The organism is Ruegeria lacuscaerulensis (assembly GCF_013034745.1).
Taxonomy (GTDB): Bacteria; Pseudomonadota; Alphaproteobacteria; order Rhodobacterales; family Rhodobacteraceae; genus Ruegeria; species Ruegeria lacuscaerulensis_B.
The window spans coordinates 1-17,210 of record NZ_WQGP01000014.1; the positions used below are offsets into that span (position 1 = coordinate 1).

Sequence of the window (17,210 nt, forward strand, 5' to 3'; positions counted from 1 at the left end):
CAATCGTGCCGATGTTGACGTGCGGTTTTGTACGCTCAAACTTTTCCTTTGCCATTCCTCAGGCGCCCTTTTGCGATTTGGGGGACCCGTGGTCCCGTGGTTACATCTGCGCGCGCGAGATATTTGGTTCGCAGGGGAAAATCAAGCACATCCTGCGGGAAAAGCCGTTTACGACGCTGGATTTTGCGTGAGTTCACCGGAATCCAGCGGCTGGATCAGATCGGGGCGGCTTTTGAACCAACCGTTCTGCTGATGTTCCTCGGCCAGCCATTCTTCGACTCGGTCCGCTACCTTCAGGGACAGACCGCTCATCTGCTCTTCCTTGGTGCGCTCATGGCCTGAGCCTTTGAACGCGCTGCCGCCTGTGGTGTCTTCCAGAACCTGAAATTTTTTACCCTTGGCCAGAAACTCTTTCTTGTTCACGTCGTAGACATTCACAAGCACGATTGCAGTGCTGCGCGGGTTGTAGATCAATGGAATGCCCGGAGGCGCAAGCATGTATCCTTCCAGGCTGATGCCGATGTCGTAATCCTGCGCGCCCTCATAGCGGCCGAGACGGATATCCACCGCATTCTGAATCGCCGCGGTCCACTCATCGGGTGTGGCATCGCGTGAAACCGGGCCCTGCACCGCCTTTTCGGCAAAGGCATAGTTGACGCGCAGTTTAAATTCACCCAGCGACTCGGGCTCTTCATACACTTGTGTCTGCGTACAAGCGCCCATCAGGGCCAGTCCGGTGATCAAGGTCAGAATGCGCAACATGTCTCTCGTCTCGATATGCCTGTTTTCTTTGATCTAGCGCACCGATACGGACTGTGCCAAGCCGTATCGGCGGAATTCCCCGCAAGCGGGCGCGAGATCACGAGAATTTATAGTCCCTCGGGAAGCCGTAGGGCGGTTTTTTCCCCACACTGGCGCGTTTGGCCAGCCATTGAGACATATCCGCCTCGTGCCGGGTCTTGTCACCGCCCATGGACCATTTCAGGCCTTCTTCCCAGTTGAACGTCGTGATATCAGACAATCCACCATCCAGCTCCAGCGTTCCCTGCCGCCCTCGTGCCATATTGTATTTTTGCAGGCGCACGCCTTTGCCGCGGGTCATCTCGGGCAGGTCTTCGGTGGGGAAGACCAGGAACTTGCCGTTTTGCGAAACGACAGCCACGTGATCCCCATCGACCGGTTTACAGATCATTGCCGTCTCGTCGCCCTTGACGTTGAGGACCTGTTTGCCATTGCGGGTTTGCGCGAGCACATCATCCTCGGGCACCATGAACCCGTTGCCCGCATCCGAGGCCACCAGCAGCTTGCGCCCCGGCTTGTGGATCAGGATGTCGATGATCTGCGCCTCGTTCGGCAGATCGACCATCAGACGCAGCGGCTCGCCCATGCCCCGCCCGCCGGGCAGGTTGGCCGCGCTAACTGTGTAGAACCGACCATTTGAGGCAAATACCAGCAGGCGGTCGGTAGTCTCGGCATGGAAGATGAAACGCGGGCCGTCGCCATCCTTGAACTTCAACTCGCGCTTAAGGTCGATATGGCCGGTCATGGCGCGAATCCAGCCCATTTGAGAACAGACGACCGTGATCGGCTCCTTGTCGATCATCGCCTCAAGCGGCACTTCCTCGACCTGACCAGCCTCAGCGAACTGGGTACGGCGCGCGCCGCCTTCATAGTCTTTGCCGAAAGTCTTCTTGGTCTCTTTCAACTGCTCGGCGATCTTGGCCCATTGCAGGGCGGGATCAGCCAGCAGGTCTTCGAGATTGGCGCGCTCTTCCATCAACGCGTCACGCTCGCGGACCAGCTCCATCTCTTCCAGACGGCGCAGGCTGCGCAAGCGCATGTTGAGGATGGCATCGACCTGAACCTCGGACAGTTCGCCCTCGCCCGGTTTGGGCGAGATGTAATCGGATTCATCGTTTGCACGAACGTGGTCGATGCCCCAATCCTCGCGCATCAACGCGGCTTTCGGGTCGTCGTCGTAGCGTATGATGTCGATCACGCGGTCGAGGTTCAGGAAGGCAACGATAAAGCCCTCCAACACTTCTAACCTGTGGTCGATCTTAGCCATGCGGTGACGCGAACGCCGCAACAAAACCTCTTGCCGGTGGTCAAGGAAGGCGCGCAGCACTTCCTTCATCGAGCAGACCTTGGGCGTCACCCCGTCGATCAGCACGTTCATATTCAGGCTGAAACGCACCTCAAGGTCCGAGTTGCGGTAGAGCATCCCCATCAGCACCTCGGGGTCCACGTTTTTAGAACGCGGCTCAAGGATCAGACGAATGTCATCCGCGGATTCATCGCGGACATCGCCGAGGATGGGGATTTTCTTGGTCTGGATCAGTTCCGCGATCTTTTCGATCAGCTTGGATTTCTGAACCTGATACGGGATCTCGGTGACAACGATCTGCCACTGGCCACGCCCCAGATCCTCGACCTCATACTTACAGCGCAGGCGGAACGATCCACGCCCGGTGCGATAAGCCTGCGCGATATTCTCAGGGGGCTCGACAATCACGCCACCAGTCGGAAAGTCCGGGCCGGGGACATAGTTCAGCAGCGTGTCATCCCGCGCGTCCGGCGTCTTGATCAGATGCAGACAGGCGTCACAAAGCTCCGAGATATTATGCGGCGGAATATTCGTCGCCATGCCCACCGCGATCCCGCTGGCGCCATTGGCCAAAAGGTTCGGGAACTGCGCAGGCAGCACGACCGGCTCGGTCAGCGTACCGTCATAGTTGTCGCGGAAATCGACAGCGTCTTCGTTTAGACCTTCCAGCAGCGCTTCGGCCACGATGGTCATCCGCGCCTCGGTGTATCGCGAGGCCGCCGGATTGTCGCCGTCAATGTTGCCGAAATTCCCCTGCCCGTCGACCAGCGGGTAGCGGACGTTAAAGTCCTGCGCCAGACGCGCCATCGCATCGTAGATCGCGGCATCACCGTGTGGGTGATAGTTGCCCATCACATCGCCCGAGATCTTCGCGGACTTACGGAATCCCCCTGTCGCGCTGAGTCGCAGCTCGCGCATCGCATAAAGGATTCGCCGATGAACCGGCTTCAGACCATCACGGGCATCGGGCAGCGCTCGGTGCATGATGGTGGACAAAGCATAGGTAAGGTAGCGTTCGCCAATCGCGCGGCGCAGCGGTTCGGCTACCTCGCCCCCGCCTTCGGGGGCCTCCATGTTGGGGTCGTCGATCGTGTCGTTCATATATGATGTGATACGACGCAAGCGCGCCGCGGTAAAGCAACCGGCACTCATTTTGCTGGGGACAAGTGGCGCTTTTTGCAACAGGGGGAGGCAACTGCTGGATTTCCCCCGATCTTTCGACTCGGGGCCTAAGATATGGTACGCTCCGGATCATTAAGCTGCTGCCTATTTCATGTTTCACGATTACCTGGGGGATGCGCCATGACGCGCCTTATCGTTATTAGTTTCGCTGCACTCGGCTGGTGCTTCTATGTCATGAGCGGAGGGCCCGAGTTTGAACCGCGCGGCCTGCGGTCAGAACAACCCGTGCGCGTTGCTGCCCAGCCCAGTCCGACTCAGATCGCACCAGCACCCGCCGAGGCGCTTGTCACCAACGTGGCCGCGCGCACGCCGACCGTGCGCATCACACCGATCAAACAGCAACCCGAGATTGTCGAATTCGTAGCCGAACCCGCAAGCCTGGAGGGGTTCAATGGCTTGTCGGTGTTTGACACCCAAACCAGCGGCATCCAGCTTGCGTCGCTTGAGGACGGTGTGACGGGTCTGAAACAAGTCCCTGCCGAAACCCAACAGGCTGACCCGATAGCACCGGCAGAGCCGGAAAAGGACATCCGCGAAATCTCGGGCACGCGGGTCAATATGCGCGATGGGCCGGGCACGATCTATCCGATCATCGGCAAGGCCACGATTGGCCAGAAGGTCGAAATTCTCAGCGATTCGGGCACCGGCTGGCTGCGTCTGCGCGTGTTGCCACAGCAACAGGTCGGATGGATTTCTGCCTCGCTGGTCGGAAAATCGACGAACTAGCCAAAGCAGCAATTGTCCCGAGCTCAGCATCACCCTAGCTATGGGCCAGGCTCAGGTTCGGGGACATGATGCAGAAATCAATTCTAATCACTGGCTGCTCGTCCGGTATCGGGCTGGACGCAGCACATGGAATGCGTGCACGGGGCTGGCGCGTCTTTGCTTCGTGCCGTCAGCAACGTGATTGCGACCGGCTGCGCGCCCAAGGGTTCGAAAGCCCCCGCATCGACTATACCGACACCGACAGCATCACCACAGGGCTCGCCGAAGTACTTGAGGCAACCGGAGGCACTCTCGACGCGCTGTTCAACAATGGCGCGCACGGCCTGCCCGGAGCAGTCGAGGACCTTCCCACCGACGGGTTGCGCGCCATCTTCGAAACCAATTTCTTTGGCTGGCACGAACTGACCCGCCAGGTCATCCCGGTGATGCGCGCGCAGGGGCGTGGCCGAATCGTCCAGAATTCATCCGTACTGGGACTGGTCGCGTACCCTTGGCGCGGCGCATATGTGGCGACGAAATACGCGATCGAAGGCCTGACCGACACGCTGCGACTGGAACTGCGCGACACAGAGATAAAGGTCATCCTGATCGAACCCGGCCCCATCACCTCGCGGCTGAGAGAGAACGCCATCCCGATCTTCGAACGGTTTATCGATTGGGAAAACTCGGCCCTTCGCAGCCGGTACGAAGGATCGCTGCTGAAACGGCTTTACGAATCCTCGGGACCCGACCGGTTTGAACTGCCGGCCTCGGCCGTGACCGACAAGCTGGCCCACGCGGTCGAGGCCAAACGCCCCATCTCCCGCTATTACGTCACGACGCCCACATATATCGCTGGCTGGCTGCGCCGGATTTTGCCGACTCGGGTCATCGACCGCATCCTGTCGGATGTCTGAGACGAAATTACCGGTTCGCATTTTGGTCTCGCGGGTCTAGATGATAGGCCAATGTAATAAACGCGGACGGTGGACCCATGGACCTTTTGATGGTCGTATTGTTGCTGGCCATGGCGGCGGTTGTCGTCGTGCTGGTGATCGGCATTTCAAACTTCGGCAAGGCCGGGAAAAGTGCCGCGCTGAAAAGCAACAAGATGATGCAGCTGCGCATCCTGTTTCAATTCATTGCCGTGGTGCTGATCGTGCTCTACGTCTGGCTGCGCGGACAGGGAGGTCAGTAAATGGTCGTACTCAACAAAATCTACACGCGCACAGGCGATGACGGCAAAACAGCCTTGGGCAATGGGGAGCGCGTTGCCAAGTATTCGGGTCGTGTTGCCGCCTATGGCACAGTGGATGAGCTGAACTCATTCGTCGGTGTCGCCCGAACTGAAGCTGATGGTGAGGTCGAGGCCGCACTGTCACGCATCCAGAATGACCTGTTCGATCTGGGTGCCGACTTCTGCCGCCCCGACATGGATAAGGATGCCGAGGCCGAATATACGCCGCTGCGCATCGTCCCCTCGCAGATCGACCGGTTGGAAGCCGAAATTGACGCCATGAACGAGGCGCTGCAACCGTTGCGCAGCTTCATCCTGCCCGGTGGGTCTCGACTGGCCGCGCATCTTCATGTGTGCCGCACCGTCTCGCGCCGGGCCGAGCGTCTAGCGGTTGAGCTGACCAATATGGAACCGGTGAATGAAACGGCGGTGAAATACCTTAACCGCCTGAGCGACTGGTTCTTCGTGGCCGCACGCTGTGCCAATGAAAATGGCGCGGCCGATGTGCTGTGGATTCCGGGCGCAAACCGCTGAGACGTTGACTCTACGGCACCTTTGTTGCGCGCCGTAGCGTCAAAAAACATGAAACGCGACGTCCCAAGCCCACGAGATGACGATTTTGCCCTGTTGTCGCGTGACTTGAGACGTTATTCAGACGTCCGAGAGCATTGGTGGAGTCGCGTCGCGGCTTACCGTTATTTGTGAGGAGCAAGCGCAAAATGAAGGTACTCGTGCCTGTCAAACGCGTGATTGACTATAACGTGAAAGTTCGCGTCAAAGCGGATGGCAGCGGTGTTGATCTCGCCAATGTCAAAATGTCGATGAACCCGTTCGACGAGATCGCCGTCGAAGAGGCGATCCGCTTGAAAGAAGCAGGTAAGGCTGACGAAGTCGTTGCCGTTTCCATCGGCGTCAAGCAGGCGCAGGAAACTCTGCGTACCGCGCTGGCCATGGGTGCAGACCGCGCCATCCTGGTGGTCGCAGCCGACGACGTGCACACTGATATCGAACCGCTGGCCGTTGCCAAAATCCTGGCCAAAGTGGTCGAGGAAGAGCAGCCGGGCATCGTTCTGGCGGGCAAACAGGCGATCGACAACGACATGAACGCCACCGGTCAGATGCTGTCGGCTCTGCTGGGCTGGAGCCAAGGCACCTTCGCCTCTGAGGTGGATATCGAAGGCGACAGCGCCAAGATCACGCGCGAGGTTGACGGCGGTCTGCAGACCATCAGCGTCAAGATGCCGACCATCGTGACCGTTGACCTGCGCCTGAACGAGCCGCGCTATGCGTCGCTGCCCAACATCATGAAGGCGAAGAAAAAGCCTCTGGATGAGAAAACCGCCGCCGATTACGGCGTCGACGTCACTCCTCGTCTGGAAATCGTCAAAACCGAAGAGCCGCCGGCACGTGCCGCTGGTATCGTCGTGGGCTCGGTTGACGAGCTGGTTGCGAAACTCAAAGAAGCGGGGGCTGTGTAATGGCTGTTCTTCTTCTCGCCGAAGTCAACAATGGTGAACTGGCGCTGGACGCCACCGCCAAAGCCGTCAACGCCGCAAAGGCGCTGGGTGACATCACCGTTCTGGCCGCAGGTGGTTCTGCCGCTGCTGCTGGTGAGGCCGCGGCAAAAATCGACGGTGTTGCCAAAGTTCTGGTCGCCGAAGACGAATCGCTGGGTCACCGTCTGGCGGAATCGACGGCAGCCCTGATCGTAGGCCTTGCCGATGGCTATGAGCACATCGTCGCACCGGCGACCACCGACGCTAAGAACGTGATGCCCCGCGTTGCGGCCCTGCTGGACGCGATGGTGATCTCGGATGCATCCGGCGTGGTTGACGGTTCGACCTTCGAGCGTCCGATTTACGCAGGCAACGCGATCCAGACCGTGAAATCGAACGACGCCAAGAAAGTTGTCACCTTCCGTACCGCATCCTTTGATGCAGCAGGCGAAGGCGGTTCGGCTGCCGTCGAGACCATCTCGGTCGGCGACAACCCCGGTCTTTCGTCCTGGGTTGAAGACAAGGTTGCCGAAAGCGACCGACCTGAGCTGACCTCGGCTGGCGTTGTTGTTTCGGGTGGCCGTGGCGTCGGCTCGGAAGAGGACTTCAAGCTGATCGAGGGTCTGGCAGACAAACTGGGTGCTGCCGTTGGCGCATCGCGTGCCGCCGTTGACTCAGGCTATGCTCCGAACGACTGGCAGGTGGGTCAGACTGGTAAGGTTGTTGCCCCCGACCTGTACGTTGCCGTAGGCATCTCGGGCGCGATCCAGCACCTGGCTGGTATGAAGGACTCGAAGGTCATCGTTGCAATCAACAAAGACGAAGAAGCACCGATCTTCCAGGTTGCCGATTTCGGTTTGGTTGCCGACCTGTTCCAGGCTGTACCGGAACTGACTGAGAAACTCGGCTGATCTTTAGACCAAGATTTTTCGACGAAAAATCTGATGGGCCCGCCGGATTGGCGGGCCTTTTCTTTAGCGCAAATTCTGGATTGGTCCGACCAACGCATCGGCAATCGACCGATGCCCTGCGGGTCCGATCATAAACTCGGCCATCGGTTGTTGCAGCGTACCGAACAACATATCCTCCAACTCATCCGACTGGCCCGAAACACACACCGTTTCCCGCACAATCCGCGCGCAATAGGGTCTGACGGCGTTCAGCATCTCACGCGTCAACGGCACTTCTGTTTCCTGAACTGGTCGAGAGTCTTCCGATTGCCGTATGACGCGAAGGCACAAAAGGATCACCGGTGATTGCAGGCTTTGCAGCAGGCCGCCGACCTCCCGGACCCAGTTTCGGCGCAACTCTTCCGCCACAGCTTCGAACCTCGCATCCTGATGACCCTGCAGCAGTTTCATCAGATGATGCACGAAATTGACATCAGCGAAATCAATCTCGGGATAGAGCGAGATCAGGTCATCGGTCGCGGCAAGAAACCGGTCGTTCCGCCTTGGGTGCACACGATAGAAGCGATTCGATTGCCCCAAAAGGTCCGGAGCCTGTAAGACGCATAGCTCTGCAGCGTCTAAAATGGACTGCAGGCCTTTTTCCTGACAAAGCGCGTCGACTCCGCAAAACAGACTGCCGAGATTGAGACAACGCCGGTCCAACCGGTCCTCAAGCACTGCTGCAAAGGGACGATCGACAAAACGACCGAAGGTTTCTGTCCCTCCTGCGCAAGCCATATATGGTGTATCCAAGGACCGCTTGGGCCCCCGAAACCAAAGCCGCGCACTAGAATATTGGCAAACGGCATCCTCGGGTATCCCCGAGCCTGTTTGATGATAGCTCATAACACTCACCCATTTTTCACCCGGGTGCCATCTTGCAGCCGTAAGTCTTGAGAATTCTCTAATGTGCGCATTTGAAGCAAACTGGATGCACCCGATGCTCTTGCCGCCCGCCCCAATCTACCGATACTGTCGCCCTGACCCGTGAGACAAAGGCACCAAAAAATGGATGTAAAATCAGTCGGAGTGATAGGCGCGGGACAGATGGGCAACGGTATTGCTCATGTCCTTGCCCTGGCGGATTACGATGTTCTTTTGAATGATGTCAGTCAGGATGCGCTCAATAGTGCTTTGGCAACAATCGAAGGCAATTTGGCCCGCCAGGCGTCGCGCGGCAAGATCTCGGATGAGGCAATGCAGAACGCGCTGAAGCGCATCACAACAACGCTGGAATTGCCCCGGCTTGGGCAAACCGATTTGGTGATCGAGGCTGCGACCGAGCGCGAGGCCGTCAAACAAGCCATTTTCGAAGACCTGCAACCCCATTTGCTGCCGCATACGATTCTAACGTCGAACACTTCGTCGATTTCGATCACGCGGCTCGCCAGCCGCACGGACCGGCCAGAACGGTTTATGGGGTTTCATTTCATGAACCCGGTCCCTGTCATGCAACTGGTGGAATTGATCCGCGGGATTGCCACGGATGAGGACACTTTCAGTGCCTGCAAGGCGGTGGTCGACAAGCTAGGCAAAACCGCTGCCAGCGCCGAGGATTTTCCCGCCTTTATCGTAAATCGCATCCTGATGCCGATGATCAACGAGGCCGTCTATACCCTTTATGAAGGAGTCGGGAATGTACAGTCCATCGATCAATCGATGAAACTAGGTGCAAACCACCCGATGGGGCCGCTGGAACTGGCGGATTTCATTGGCCTGGATACCTGTCTGGCGATCATGAATGTACTGCATGACGGGTTGGCCGATACCAAGTATCGTCCGTGCCCCCTGTTGACGAAATATGTCGAGGCCGGGTGGTTGGGTCGCAAGACGCAACGTGGGTTTTATGATTATAGGGGTGATGCCCCAGTACCGACGCGGTAAGGGGGCCAGCCCCCTCGCCCGGAAATTATCCGGGCTCACCCCCGGGATATTTCTAGCCAGATGAAGAGGCGGATCAGTGTTTGGGCGCCTGGCGCAGGGACAATGTGTGTTTTCTGAGCCAGGCCATGAAACCGCGCGGGTCGGTTTCGAGCAGCTGCATATCTTCGTCCGAGATCGGTTCGCCGATAACGGGGGACTGCGGTTTGTTGCAGGAGCGAACGATTTCATGCAGTAACAGACCCTGACGCAGGATCGCTGATAGTTTGTTGGCGATCTGGTAGGCGCGCGAATTGCTGCCTGGGAAGAAGATTGGCACGACCTGAGCGCCGGAGCGGCGGATCATTTTGGCAGTGAAGACATTCCATTCCCGCTCAATCGCGGGACCGAACCAGTCATCGGAGGACATCACTACGCCAGAGGGAAACAGTGCGACGACGCCACCGTTTTTGAGATGCTCCATGGCTTTGCCGCGCATTTCCAGCATTTTGGCTTGTGCTTCGGGGTCATGCGGGAAGGGCACCGGGATCATGAACGACGTCGCCGCCTCGTCAAGCCCGGTTAGAACCGAGCGAGTCAAGATGCGGTAGTCGCTGCGCACACGCCCGATCAGTTCGGCGAAGATCATCCCATCGACCATGCCGTGCGGATGGTTGGCAACCACAACGACCGGCCCTTCCTTTGGAATATTTGCGATTTGCTCCGGCGGGGTGGTCAGATCAATTCCCATAACCTCGAGCGCACCGCCCCAGAACCGTTGCCCTCGATAATACTCGTTCTTCTTTTCGAACTTGTTGACCATGCGCAAAATGGTCAGTTTGCCGGTGCACCATTCGATCGCGCGGATGGCTGTCGACGTCCACGCATCGTCAAAGGAATTTGCATAGGTCAGAGTTCTACGGTCGTAGATTTCCCCCTGATCCTCGACCCCGTTTACAACCGGGCCTGTCTTGGTCTCGTGCGTTGTTTCCGCCAATTCCTGGTCTTCCCGTTCTTGGTCCTGCGGCAGGTGCCGTTAGAACCCCTCGCCGAACTTGTCGTTCACCAGAGTTTCCAACGCATCGGCCAACGCCTCAGCATCCGGTCCGGACGTCTCGACGTCAATAGTCGTTCCACGCGACGCTGCCAACATCAAAAGGCCCATAATGCTGTCACCAGAGGCCGAAAGCCCATCTTTCGACACTTCTGCCTGAGCATCAAACCCTTCCACCACCTCAACCAGTTTGGCCGAGGCACGGGCGTGAAGGCCCTTTTCGTTAACGATCTTCAAGCTTCGGGTGGTCATGTATGGTCAATCCGGTCTTCGTCCAATGTCACATTTTGCGCATTGATATATTTTCGTCCAGCCTCCATCGCCAATCGCACGGCGTCGCCAATCGGCAAATGGCGAGATTTGGCCAGTTTGATCAGCATAGGAAGATTTGCGCCATACAGGATGCGCCGATCCTGTGGCGCACAGGCCCGCAGGCTGAGATTCGATGGGCTGCCGCCGAACAGGTCGGTCACGACAACGACGCCGTCGCCAGCATCCACGCTGTCGGCAGCGGCGCAAATTTCGGCCTGCTTTGCGTTCCGGTCATGATCGGCCTCGATCGAGATTGCGACCAGGCCGGGTTGTTGTCCAACGACATGCTGCATAGCCGCCAAGTATTCCTGGGCCAATCCACCATGTGCAACAAGTACGATCCCGATCAATCCGGCCTCACATTCAACAAGCGACGTTCCATTTCGCGGTGCCTAATTGCCACTTGCTGCCCCTCCTCCGCAAGGGCTTTTGCAACCGCCTCGGCGGTGGCGACCGATCTGTGTTGGCCCCCGGTACAACCAAAGGCAACCGACAGATGGGCCTTTCCTTCGGCGCGATAGGCCGGAAGCAGCAGTTTGAGCAAATCGACCACGCGTTCGAAGAACGGTGCATAGTTCGCGTCTGACTGAACATAGTGCGCCACATCCGGGTTTCGACCATCCTCTGCCCGCAATTCCGGCCGCCAATATGGGTTGGCCAAAAACCGGCAGTCAAACACCATATCCAGCCCGCGCGGAAGGCCGCGTTTATAGGAAAAGGACTCTATTGAAACCGCCAGATGCCTCCCGCCTTGAGGGGCAAACCAACGTTCAACCTCTTCACGCAACTGGTGTACGTTCAAGGGGCTGGTGTCGATCAGGGTGTCAGCAATCTCGCGGATGGGGGCAAGCAGTTCCTTTTCCTGCACAACTCCGGTTTCAGGGCTGGCGTTTGCAGCGACAGGGTGGCGGCGGCGAGTTTCCGAAAAGCGCCGCAAAAGGATATCATCCGTACAATCCAGATAGAGCGTGGTCAGATCTACCTGCTCCATCCGGCGCAATTTCGCGGCCAGTTCGATAAAGCCAATGGTCGAGAAATCACGATTGCGTGCATCAATTCCCAGCGCCATCGGCCGGTCGTCTTGCGAGCCATCCAGCAAGCGCAGAAGTAAACCCATCGGCAGGTTGTCGATGGCTTCGAATCCCAGATCTTCAAGCACACGAATCGCGGTCGAACGCCCGGCCCCCGAAGGACCGGTCACCAGAACGATGCGCCGTTGCGGTGTCATGTGTTGGGCCATTCCGGGTTCACCCGTCCCATTTTCAACATCTGAAAGAGTGCTGCGGCCAAATTGGGCACGCCGCCGCCCCGTAGCAAGGGAACAGTTTGCCTCAGGGCTCGAATTTCTAGCGGATCGGGTAGTCGGGCCTGTTCTGTTTGATCCATATCCACGATACAGGCGACGGGAACAGGCCCAACGTTTGTGGCGCACAGCAGGCCTACGCCTCGCGCCTCGATCAATCCGCTGATATTGGGAGCGGCCTCTGCGACAATGTTCTGGCCGTCCATGCGCAACACTACACGGTCGTCGCCCACCAGCCCGGCGCCCAAAGCCATCATTTGCAATGCAAGGTCGGATTTGCCGGACCCCGATGCGCCGATGATCACAACGCCCAGGCCATCTACGGCAACGCAACTGGCGTGGATGATGGCCTTGTCCTGATTTTCAGTATCAGAGAGGGGCGAGCCACTCATGGGTTAAACCGGCAGCCCAACCACAAATCGCGCACCCAGCGGGTCCGACGTGATGTCGGCTTCGGTCGGGCGAATATTTTCAGCCCAAATCACACCGCCATGCGCCTCGATGATCTGTTTCGAAATCGCCAGACCAAGGCCTGAATTGTTGCCGAAATGCTCGGCCGGGCGTTGCGAATAGAAGCGTTTGAAGACCTTGGTCAGCGCCTGTTCGGGAATGCCAGGGCCGGTATCTTCGACCACGATCAACACGCGGTTTTCGCGCCGCCGCACCCAAACGCGGATTGCATCGTTTTCTTCACAGAACGAAATCGCGTTGGTGATCAGGTTGACGAAAACTTGCGCCAGACGCGCCTCAAGCCCGTTGATGACAATGGGTTGGCTGGGCAGATCGGTGATATAGTCAATCCCTTTCGAGCGCGCATCCTCACCCAGATATTGCCCGATATTGCCAAGCAGCTTGAGCAGATCGAAGGGCTGCTCCTCTTCCTTGACCAGTTCAGCATCAAGGCGCGACGCGTTCGAGATATCGCTGACCAATCGGTCGAGTCGGCGCACATCGTGTTCGATCACATCCAGTAGCTTGTCGCGCTGATCCTCGCGCTTGATCATACGCAGGGTGCCAACGGCCGATTGCAGACTGGCCAGCGGATTTTTGATTTCGTGCGAGACATCGGCTGCGAACTGTTCGTTGGCATCAATCCGGTTGTAAAGCGCCGTCACCATCCCCCGCAGCGCGCGGCTGAGGCGTCCGATTTCATCCGGTCGCGCCGACAAGTCGGGGATACGAATACGTCCGGGATTAACCCCTGTTCCGCGGTCTTTTCCGGTTTCTGCCGCCGCAGCAAGATCGGCAAGTGGGTTTGCAATGGTCGAGGCCAGAACAAGGCTGAGCCCAATGGAAACCAACAGCGCCACGACGAACATTTGCAGGATCCGCTCCTGCTCGCGCCGGGCCAAAGCGTCAATCTCGCCCGCAGGTCCTGCCATGGCGACGGCACCGACCGGCACGCCTTCCAGCTGGATTGCCGAGGCCGCGACGATCACCGTCTCACCTGCGTCATCTTTGACCGCCTGAACCTGCGTCTGCCCCTCGAGGGCACCGGGAATAATGGCCTGAACCCGTTGCGCCAGGGTCGGAGCGACCCCTTGATCGTCACTGGTGAAAACCCGTGACAAGCCCGTCCAGACAGCATTGAGCGCGTCGCTGATCAACGTACTGCCTGTCTGAATATCCGCATCAACGCTCAGCAGACCCGGCATTTGTGTCTCACCGCCGCGTGTCCAGCCGATCAGAGTGCCTGAGCCATCGTAAACAAAGACTTCACCGCCTTCGGGTAGGCTCAACTCGGCCAGAGTATCCTTGACGTCCAGCTCTCCGGCATATTCAGACAGGCCAAATTCGCTTTGTCGCAACTGCGCTTCGAACACGTTACTGACAAGCTGGGCGTCCCCCATCAGGTTCTGCGCGGTTTGCGCCACCTGCTCTTCCCGCGAGTCATCCAGATACAGCAATCCGGTGACCAATGTAACTAGAGCGATCAAATTGAAGGTGATGATCTTGCGTGCCAGCGGCGAGCCGCGCAGGGCAAACAGGTTGCGACGGCTGCGCGTCGCGTTCAGTTCGGCCGCGTCGGCATCCTGCGGAATGACCCAGTCATCCCCCAATACGACATCCCCGTCGCGAAGCTCATTGGCGTGTTCCGTATCGCGCACCAGACCCGACTACCTTTGCTTATTCAGTCAAAGTTATTCTTCGTTGTACCGATAACCGATGCCGTACAGCGTCTCGATTGCCGAAAACTCAGGGTCGGCGGCGCGCATCTTTTTGCGCAGACGCTTGATATGGCTGTCGATGGTGCGGTCATCCACATAGACCTGATCATCATAGGCCACATCCATCAACTGATCGCGGCTTTTGACGAAACCGGGACGTTGCGCAAGCGCTTGAAGCAGCAAGAACTCGGTCACCGTCAGCGACACATCCGATCCTTTCCAGCTAACAGCATGGCGCAGCGGGTCCATCCGCAGTTCTCCCCGCTCCATGACTTTAGCATCGCCAGTGGTTGCAGCGGTGGCATCTCCCGAGGTCGCCTCCTGCCGGCGCAGCAGCGCGCGGATACGTTCGACCAGAAGACGCTGCGAGAACGGCTTTTTGACATAGTCATCCGCGCCCATCCGCAGGCCCAGAACCTCGTCGATCTCGTCGTCTTTCGAGGTCAGAAAGATCACCGGCATCTGGGTTTTCTGCCGCAGACGCTGCAACAGGTCCATGCCATCCATGCGCGGCATCTTGATATCCAGAACTGCCATATCCGGCAGTTTCTTGTTAAATGCGTCCAACGCGGCCTGTCCGTCATTGTACGTCTCGACCTCAAAGCCTTCGGCCTCAAGCGTCATGGACACGGACGTCAGAATGTTTCTGTCGTCGTCCACCAATGCAATCTTCGACATCGGGTTAGCCCCTATTCCTGCTCACTCATGCAATATATCGTTATTAGTAAGGTATTTCTGGCGTTTTTAAGGCCGCGAATCAATCCGTATCTGCGAATCGTGCGATTGTTGTCACACAGATGCGGCAAAAAAGCCGTTAATGTTGCCGGAAAAGCGCCCTTATTTCGGTCGTGAAAAAAGTGATGGCGCTAAACTTGGACTTGGTTGCGCTAACTGCGTCAAACCCGCCTGTTCATGTCCTGAATGACCATGGTAAGACGCGCCCACCCGCCGGTTTTTCCCGGCTAATTGCCCAAATGGCGCATCCGGCCCAATCGCCCTGCGCCGCCACACGGAGAAGACACACATGACATCTGGACGGGTTAACCCGCAATTCCGCCTCGAAGATCAGGGCATCGAGGGTCTGGGCAATGTCTATTACAACTTCATGGAACCGGCGCTGATCGAAGAAGCGCTGAAGCGCGGCGAGGGTACTCTGGGCAATGGCGGGGCCTTTCTGGTCACCACCGGCAAGTTCACCGGCCGCTCGCCCAAAGACAAACACGTCGTGCGCACCGACAGCGTCGCTGACCACATCTGGTGGGAAAACAACGCCGAGATGAGCCCCGAAGGCTTTGATGCGCTTTACGAAGACATGCTGGCCCATATGAAGGGTCGTGACTATTTCGTGCAGGATCTCGTCGGGGGCGCCGACCCGACCTATTCGATTAACGTGCGCATGGTCACTGAACTGGCTTGGCACAACCTGTTCATCCGCCACCTGCTGCGCCGTCCGGATCGTGAGGACCTGGATGAGTTCACCTCAGATTTCACCGTCATCAACTGCCCAAGCTTTCAAGCCGACCCGGCAAAGCATGGCTGCCGGTCCGAGACCGTGATCGCGATGAACTTTGACCGAAAGCTGATCCTGATCGGCGGCACCGAATATGCGGGTGAGAACAAGAAATCCGTCTTCACCTTGTTGAACTACATGCTGCCGGAAAAGGGCGTGATGCCGATGCATTGCTCGGCCAACCATGCCGTTGGCAACCCGGTTGATACGGCCGTGTTCTTTGGCCTGTCGGGCACGGGCAAAACCACCCTGTCCGCTGACCCGGCCCGCACCCTGATCGGTGATGACGAGCACGGCTGGTCAGATCGCGGCACTTTCAACTTCGAAGGCGGTTGCTATGCCAAGACGATCAACCTGAACGCTGAGGCCGAGCCCGAAATCTATGCAACCACCAGCAAGTTCGGCACCGTGATCGAAAACATGGTGTTTGATCCCGAGACCAAAGAATTGGATTTCGAAGACGACTCGCTGACCGCTAACATGCGCTGCGCTTACCCGCTGGAATACATCTCGAACGCGTCCAGCAGCGCCCTGGGTGGTCACCCCAAGAACATTATCATGCTGACTTGTGATGCGTTCGGCGTGCTGCCTCCGATCGCGCGGCTAACGCCTGCGCAGGCCATGTATCACTTCTTGTCGGGCTTCACGTCCAAAGTGGCTGGGACCGAGCGTGGTATTACCGAACCGCAACCCACCTTCTCGACCTGCTTCGGTGCGCCTTTCATGCCGCGTCGTCCGGAAGAATATGGCAACCTGCTGCGGGACAAGATTGCTCAGCATGGCGCAACCTGCTGGCTGGTCAACACCGGCTGGACCGGTGGGGCCTATGGTGTGGGCAGCCGGATGCCGATCCGCGCAACCCGCGCACTGCTCACGGCCGCTCTGGACGGGTCCCTGCGTGATGCCGAGTTCCGCAAGGATGCCAATTTCGGCTTTGACGTACCCGTTTCGGTGCCCGGCGTCGCCGAGGTTCTGCTGGACCCGCGCCGTACTTGGGATGATCAGGCGGCCTTCGACAAACAGGCCGAGAAATTGGTGCAGATGTTTGCCGCGAACTTTGAACAATATCTTCCATTCATAGACGAAGATATCAAAGCCGTCGCAATCGGGTGAGAAGACAGAGGGGCACTTTCGCCCCTCTTTTCGTTTGAGGAGTCTCACCGCATCGTGATCACGCATAAGTTGTAATATGCACGTTGTATTTACAATGCCGTTGCCCGAAGTGTCGGATTGAGGTATCTCACCATGTCATTAGCATGACAAAGCCCGGCGCTTGACGCGCCGGGCAAAACCAAAAAACCTAAGGGTTGCCTGATCGCACACTCA

General features: G+C 57.9%; 19 protein-coding genes. 9 read left to right on the forward strand and 10 right to left on the reverse strand.

All coding sequences use genetic code 11. From position 1 onward, the window contains the following. Nucleotides 1-191 (forward strand): hypothetical protein (locus GOV79_RS22285; RefSeq protein WP_214646858.1); only part of this gene is annotated, 191 nt, incomplete at its 5' end. Here GOV79_RS22285 and GOV79_RS20830 read toward each other — a convergent pair. Further along, nucleotides 169-762 carry a hypothetical protein gene (locus tag GOV79_RS20830; RefSeq protein ID WP_170775380.1) on the reverse strand — a complete coding sequence of 198 codons (594 nt, stop codon included), beginning with the start codon at nt 760-762 and terminating at the stop codon, nt 169-171. The two genes, GOV79_RS22285 and GOV79_RS20830, sit on opposite strands and share 23 nt — an antisense overlap. 97 nt (nt 763-859) lie before the next feature. Further along, on the reverse strand, nt 860-3,208 hold the full coding sequence (gene parC / locus GOV79_RS20835) for a DNA topoisomerase IV subunit A (RefSeq protein ID WP_170791603.1): 2,349 nt from the start codon (nt 3,206-3,208) through the stop codon (nt 860-862). Nucleotides 3,209-3,409: 201 nt separating this feature from the next. Between parC and GOV79_RS20840 the strand changes: the two genes are divergently transcribed. The 6 genes from GOV79_RS20840 to GOV79_RS20865 all read left to right on the forward strand — a co-directional run bounded on the left by GOV79_RS20840 (nt 3,410) and on the right by GOV79_RS20865 (nt 7,638). Continuing rightward, entirely contained in the window at nt 3,410-4,015 is a 606-nt protein-coding gene (locus tag GOV79_RS20840) for an SH3 domain-containing protein (RefSeq protein ID WP_237217585.1), read from the forward strand. Between the two features lie 68 nt (nt 4,016-4,083). After that, nucleotides 4,084-4,911 (forward strand): SDR family NAD(P)-dependent oxidoreductase, encoded by an 828-nt coding sequence (locus GOV79_RS20845; RefSeq protein ID WP_170791651.1) that lies wholly within the window; start codon nt 4,084-4,086, stop codon nt 4,909-4,911. A gap of 77 nt (nt 4,912-4,988) precedes the next feature. Beyond that, on the forward strand, nt 4,989-5,192 hold the full coding sequence (locus tag GOV79_RS20850; protein WP_170356709.1) for a twin transmembrane helix small protein: 204 nt from the start codon (nt 4,989-4,991) through the stop codon (nt 5,190-5,192). Further along, a complete protein-coding gene (locus tag GOV79_RS20855) occupies nt 5,193-5,765 on the forward strand; it encodes a cob(I)yrinic acid a,c-diamide adenosyltransferase (protein ID WP_170775376.1) in 573 nt (190 codons plus the stop codon). It begins immediately after the preceding gene. Between the two features lie 185 nt (nt 5,766-5,950). Further along, the gene (locus GOV79_RS20860) at nt 5,951-6,709 is read left to right on the forward strand and encodes an electron transfer flavoprotein subunit beta/FixA family protein (protein ID WP_170775374.1); all 759 of its coding nucleotides are present in this window, start codon (nt 5,951-5,953) and stop codon (nt 6,707-6,709) included. Next, nucleotides 6,709-7,638, forward strand: coding sequence for an electron transfer flavoprotein subunit alpha/FixB family protein (locus GOV79_RS20865; RefSeq protein WP_170775372.1), 930 nt, complete (start codon nt 6,709-6,711; stop codon nt 7,636-7,638). The genes GOV79_RS20860 and GOV79_RS20865 overlap by 1 nt, the downstream gene beginning before the upstream one ends. Before the next feature lie 63 nt (nt 7,639-7,701). Here the strand turns inward: GOV79_RS20865 and GOV79_RS20870 are convergent, their stop codons facing one another. Continuing rightward, on the reverse strand, nt 7,702-8,523 hold the full coding sequence (locus GOV79_RS20870; RefSeq protein ID WP_237218081.1) for a DUF6473 family protein: 822 nt from the start codon (nt 8,521-8,523) through the stop codon (nt 7,702-7,704). Between the two features lie 162 nt (nt 8,524-8,685). Here GOV79_RS20870 and GOV79_RS20875 point away from each other — a divergent pair, with 162 nt between their 5' ends. Next, complete coding sequence (locus tag GOV79_RS20875) at nt 8,686-9,561, forward strand: 3-hydroxybutyryl-CoA dehydrogenase (RefSeq protein ID WP_170775370.1); 876 nt, start codon at nt 8,686-8,688, stop codon at nt 9,559-9,561. A gap of 73 nt (nt 9,562-9,634) precedes the next feature. Here GOV79_RS20875 and GOV79_RS20880 read toward each other — a convergent pair whose 3' ends face one another. From GOV79_RS20880 to GOV79_RS20910, 7 genes are read right to left on the reverse strand one after another with little or no spacing between them, the layout of a single operon-like run. Then, nucleotides 9,635-10,534, reverse strand: coding sequence for a lysophospholipid acyltransferase family protein (locus GOV79_RS20880; protein WP_170775368.1), 900 nt, complete (start codon nt 10,532-10,534; stop codon nt 9,635-9,637). Nucleotides 10,535-10,573: 39 nt separating this feature from the next. After that, the gene (locus tag GOV79_RS20885) at nt 10,574-10,843 is read right to left on the reverse strand and encodes an HPr family phosphocarrier protein (protein WP_170356715.1); all 270 of its coding nucleotides are present in this window, start codon (nt 10,841-10,843) and stop codon (nt 10,574-10,576) included. Then, nucleotides 10,840-11,253 carry a PTS sugar transporter subunit IIA gene (locus GOV79_RS20890; protein WP_170775360.1) on the reverse strand — a complete coding sequence of 138 codons (414 nt, stop codon included), beginning with the start codon at nt 11,251-11,253 and terminating at the stop codon, nt 10,840-10,842. Before GOV79_RS20890 ends, GOV79_RS20885 begins: the two co-directional genes overlap by 4 nt. Then, nucleotides 11,250-12,143 (reverse strand): RNase adapter RapZ, encoded by an 894-nt coding sequence (gene rapZ / locus GOV79_RS20895; protein WP_170775357.1) that lies wholly within the window; start codon nt 12,141-12,143, stop codon nt 11,250-11,252. The genes GOV79_RS20890 and rapZ overlap by 4 nt, the downstream gene beginning before the upstream one ends. Beyond that, complete coding sequence (locus tag GOV79_RS20900) at nt 12,128-12,598, reverse strand: HPr kinase/phosphorylase (RefSeq protein WP_170791604.1); 471 nt, start codon at nt 12,596-12,598, stop codon at nt 12,128-12,130. The genes rapZ and GOV79_RS20900 overlap by 16 nt, the downstream gene beginning before the upstream one ends. A gap of 3 nt (nt 12,599-12,601) precedes the next feature. After that, a complete protein-coding gene (locus GOV79_RS20905) occupies nt 12,602-14,314 on the reverse strand; it encodes an ATP-binding protein (RefSeq protein ID WP_170775353.1) in 1,713 nt (570 codons plus the stop codon). Between the two features lie 33 nt (nt 14,315-14,347). After that, the gene (locus GOV79_RS20910; protein WP_170775352.1) at nt 14,348-15,052 is read right to left on the reverse strand and encodes a response regulator transcription factor; all 705 of its coding nucleotides are present in this window, start codon (nt 15,050-15,052) and stop codon (nt 14,348-14,350) included. A 346-nt stretch (nt 15,053-15,398) separates the two neighbouring features. Here GOV79_RS20910 and GOV79_RS20915 point away from each other — a divergent pair, with 346 nt between their 5' ends. After that, nucleotides 15,399-16,997, forward strand: coding sequence for a phosphoenolpyruvate carboxykinase (locus GOV79_RS20915; RefSeq protein WP_170791605.1), 1,599 nt, complete (start codon nt 15,399-15,401; stop codon nt 16,995-16,997). Nucleotides 16,998-17,210: the final 213 nt, after the last annotated feature.

Excerpts from the sequence above, each read along its gene's own strand:
- GOV79_RS20875 (WP_170775370.1), top strand. The coding sequence starts at position 8,686 with ATGGATGTAAAATCAGTCGGAGTGATAGGCGCGGGACAGATGGGCAAC.
- GOV79_RS20865 (WP_170775372.1), top strand. The coding sequence starts at position 6,709 with ATGGCTGTTCTTCTTCTCGCCGAAGTCAACAATGGTGAACTGGCGCTG.
- GOV79_RS20885 (WP_170356715.1), bottom strand. The coding sequence starts at position 10,843 with ATGACCACCCGAAGCTTGAAGATCGTTAACGAAAAGGGCCTTCACGCC.
- GOV79_RS20855 (WP_170775376.1), top strand. The coding sequence starts at position 5,193 with ATGGTCGTACTCAACAAAATCTACACGCGCACAGGCGATGACGGCAAA.
- rapZ (WP_170775357.1), bottom strand. The coding sequence starts at position 12,143 with ATGGCCCAACACATGACACCGCAACGGCGCATCGTTCTGGTGACCGGT.
- GOV79_RS20860 (WP_170775374.1), top strand. The coding sequence starts at position 5,951 with ATGAAGGTACTCGTGCCTGTCAAACGCGTGATTGACTATAACGTGAAA.
- GOV79_RS20870 (WP_237218081.1), bottom strand. The coding sequence starts at position 8,523 with ATGAGCTATCATCAAACAGGCTCGGGGATACCCGAGGATGCCGTTTGC.
- GOV79_RS20900 (WP_170791604.1), bottom strand. The coding sequence starts at position 12,598 with ATGAGTGGCTCGCCCCTCTCTGATACTGAAAATCAGGACAAGGCCATC.
- GOV79_RS20910 (WP_170775352.1), bottom strand. The coding sequence starts at position 15,052 with ATGTCGAAGATTGCATTGGTGGACGACGACAGAAACATTCTGACGTCC.
- GOV79_RS20830 (WP_170775380.1), bottom strand. The coding sequence starts at position 762 with ATGTTGCGCATTCTGACCTTGATCACCGGACTGGCCCTGATGGGCGCT.
- GOV79_RS20845 (WP_170791651.1), top strand. The coding sequence starts at position 4,084 with ATGCAGAAATCAATTCTAATCACTGGCTGCTCGTCCGGTATCGGGCTG.
- parC (WP_170791603.1), bottom strand. The coding sequence starts at position 3,208 with ATGAACGACACGATCGACGACCCCAACATGGAGGCCCCCGAAGGCGGG.
- GOV79_RS20915 (WP_170791605.1), top strand. The coding sequence starts at position 15,399 with ATGACATCTGGACGGGTTAACCCGCAATTCCGCCTCGAAGATCAGGGC.
- GOV79_RS20850 (WP_170356709.1), top strand. The coding sequence starts at position 4,989 with ATGGACCTTTTGATGGTCGTATTGTTGCTGGCCATGGCGGCGGTTGTC.
- GOV79_RS20840 (WP_237217585.1), top strand. The coding sequence starts at position 3,410 with ATGACGCGCCTTATCGTTATTAGTTTCGCTGCACTCGGCTGGTGCTTC.